A 3,359-nucleotide genomic window follows, 5' to 3' on the forward strand; every position below is an offset into this window, starting at 1 on the left:
GATGGCGCTGGCCCAGCAGGGCGCGGTCCTGCTGGCCCACGCACCGGCCCCGGTCGCGGAGGCGTTCTGCCTGGCCCGGCTCGGCGACGACCGCTCGGCCGAGTACGGCGCTCTGCCCGACGGCGTGGACATCGACGCACTGGTCGCCCGAGCCTGAGTCGGGGGGGCGGCCGGCCGGCGGTGTCACGGCCGGCGGGACTGCCGGCTGGCCGGGCCGGGTGAAAGAAACGACACCGCCGGTTTCGGTAATCGCGTGACAACTAGTGACGACTGTCACACACAGGGGTCACCCGACAACGAGGTGCCTGATGTCCATCCCTGGTGATCCGCGGGAGAGGGTCTACCGACCCGGCCCGGCCCCACTGCGCTCCAAGCTGCCGATCCTCGGCGGCACGCTCGAATACGTCCACAGCCCGCTGGCGACCATGGCCCGCCGCTATCGCGATCACGGCCCCGTCTCCGACCTGAACTTCCTCGGCGCCACGTGGACCGCCCTGATCGGCCCCGACGCCTGCCAGGCCGCCCTGCAGAACGCGGACAAGGCGTTCGCCAGCGGCCCCGGTTGGGGATACCTGGTGGGGCCGTTCTTCAACCGCGGGCTGATGCTGCTCGACTTCGAGGAGCACCACCACTACCGGCACATCATGCAGGAGGCGTTCACCCGTCCCCGGCTCGAGGGCTACACCCGCAGGCTCGCCCCGCTGGTCGACGAGGGCATCGGCGCCTGGGCCCCGGACCGGGCGTTCCAGGTCTATCCCGCGCTCAAGACGCACACCCTCGACCTGGCGACCGAGGTGTTCATGGGTGGCGCCGAATACGCCGCGCCCGGGGAGCTCGACAAGGTCAACACAGCGTTCGTCGACTGCGTCCAGGCCGCGAACGGCTATGTCCGTTCCACCGCGGTGCCGTTCACCAAGTGGGGCCGAGCGGCGCGGGGGCGCCGGCTGCTCGAGGAGTTCCTGCGCCGCCACCTGCCGGCCCGGCGCGCCAACCCGGGAGAGGACCTGTTCTCCGCCCTGTGCCAGGTGGCGGACGCCTCCGGCGGGATCGACGACGACGACATCATCAACCAGATGATCTTCCTGCTCATGGCCGCGCACGACACCACCACGAGCACGGTGACGTCGATGGTCTACGAGCTCGGCCGCGACGTCCAGTGGCAGGAGCGGCTCCGTCGACAGTGCCAGGACCTGGGTCCGAACCCCACCATGGCCGAGCTGGAGGAGCTGCCCGATCTGGCGTTGGTGATGAAGGAGTCGCTACGCCTGCACCCGCCGGTGCCGGTGATGGCGCGCAAGACGGTCAAGGACACCGAGATCCTGGGCGTGGAGATCCCGGCCGGACGACTCACCTCGATCATGCCGCTGTACTCGCACCACATGCCCGAGTACTGGACGGACCCGGAGATCTTCGACCCCGAACGCTTCTCCGACGAGCGGCGGGAGGACAAGTCGCACCGCTTCGCGTGGGAGCCGTTCGGCGGCGGGGTGCACAAGTGCCTCGGCATAATCTTCGCCAACCTCGAGTCCAAGCTGGTGCTCAGCGCGCTGCTACGCCACTTCGAGTGGTCGGTCCCGCTGGCCTACGTGCCGCCCATGAAGAACGACTCGCTGCCCTACCCCGCGGACGGACTGCCCGTCTCGCTCCGGCCGCTGGCACGCGTCGCCGCGAACTGACCCGCCGCCCGCCCCGCCTCCGCCGTCCAGAGGATTTCGCCTGTATCGCCCGAGTGGGTCTGAGCGAAATCCTCTGCTCGGCGATGATGCCGCGGCGGCGGGGGGGTGTCCCTATGAGGATTGTCAAGCGTTTTGCTGATGATTGGTGATCGCTTCAGGCCGCCGCGGCTACGTCGTTGGGTGCTGGCGGCTCGCGGTAGAACTCGCGGTTGGTCAGCATGGCGTAGATGACGTTGCTGCGGCGTCGTGCAAGGCACATGACGGCTGCGTTGTGCTTCTTTCCTTCGGCGCGTTTGCGCTGGTAGTAGGCCTGAGAGGGGCCATGGCAGTTGCTGGCGATCCAGGCGCTGCGGAACATGGCGTTCTTGAGGCGCTTGTTGCCACTACGAGCAGGGAATTCGCCCTTGATGGAGGTGCCGCTTCGTCTGGTCACCGGGGCGATACCGGCGTAAGCAGCGAGATGTGAGGCGGAGGCGAAGTCGCTGCAGTCGCCCACGGCCAGCAGGATGTTGGAGGCGGTCTTGATGCCGATGCCGGGCATCGAGATCAAGACCTCGGCAAGAGGGAATTCATCGAGCATCCCCTCGACCTGGCCAGCGATGGTCTCGCGCTGTTGCTGTAGCGCTTTGATGTTCGCGGCGAGCTGCGGGATGACCAACTCGGCAGCGTCGGTGCCGGGCACGGTGACCGTCTGTTCGGCCAGTGCCGCGAAGATTCGGTCGATGAGCTCGACCGGATCTTTTCTCGACCTGTTGCGGGCCCATTTGAGCACTCGGCCTCGGCCGGCTGCGGCGAGTTTGGTGGGTCCGCCGTAGTGGATGAGCAGGTCCAACACGATGGCTCGAGCAAGGATCTCACCGACGAGAACGCGCTCGAATGCCGGGTGAATTTGTGTCAGAACACTGCGCAGCCGGTTCTTGGCCCGGGTGCAGTCCCGAGCGATGTCGTCGTCGAAACCGGCGAGCATTTTCAGCGCTGAGAGCACCTCGCTATCGCGGTCCACCGCTCGCAGGGTGTGCGGCATTGTGCGGGCCGTGTCGGCGATGATGAACGCATCTCGGGCATCGGTTTTCGACCTACCTGGGTACAGGTCCGCGGCTTTGCGCATCGCAAGTCCTGGCAGGTAGGCGACCTCGCAACCGCAGTCACGGGCCACCGCGATGGGCAGCGCCCCGATCGTGTTGGGCTGGTCGACGATCATCAGCACCGGTCCATGCTGCTGAAGTTCGACGATAACTTTCCGCAGAGCGACTTCGTCTTGGACCAGGGGTTTGTCGTAGAGGCGGGAGCCGTCCTGGGCGAGAGCGCATGCGTGATGGGCACTCTTGCCGACGTCCAGTCCCACGAATACGGCGTAGTTCTCGGACATGGCGATACTTCCCTTCTGAAGTATCCCTGCTGGTCACCGTCTTGACACCCGATGCCGACACCCACGTTACGAAGAGACCTCACCTAAAAGGTGGGCCGCGTCCCTATCAGCGGTCAACGCGTGTCTCTCGAGCGGGTGGCAACACCCCCCGGACCATCGATGGCAGGGCAAGAAAGCCATGCCCACTCGAGCGACCAGACCTCCGACCACCGGAGGTTCAATAAAGGTAACGGGCGGGACGGCCAGCGTGTCGGCCGGCGGGACGGCCAGCGTGGCGGCGGCCAGCGTGGCGGCCGGCGTGGCGGCCGGCGGGA

At 67.0% G+C, this 3,359-nt stretch carries 2 protein-coding genes; one reads left to right on the forward strand and one right to left on the reverse strand.

The features are described from left to right. The first annotated feature begins 308 nt into the window (after window positions 1–308). The gene (locus G6023_RS07955; protein ID WP_182634874.1) at window positions 309–1,676 is read left to right on the forward strand and encodes a cytochrome P450; all 1,368 of its coding nucleotides are present in this window, start codon (window positions 309–311) and stop codon (window positions 1,674–1,676) included. A gap of 154 nt (window positions 1,677–1,830) precedes the next feature. On the opposite strand, the gene G6023_RS07960 is transcribed toward G6023_RS07955, so the two are convergent. Then, window positions 1,831–3,045 (reverse strand): IS110 family RNA-guided transposase, encoded by a 1,215-nt coding sequence (locus G6023_RS07960; RefSeq protein WP_182634876.1) that lies wholly within the window; start codon window positions 3,043–3,045, stop codon window positions 1,831–1,833. Window positions 3,046–3,359: the final 314 nt, after the last annotated feature.

Origin of the sequence: Dietzia sp. DQ11-71 (genome assembly GCF_014144995.1) — a bacterium.
In the GTDB taxonomy this organism is placed as follows: domain Bacteria; phylum Actinomycetota; class Actinomycetes; order Mycobacteriales; family Mycobacteriaceae; genus Dietzia; species Dietzia kunjamensis.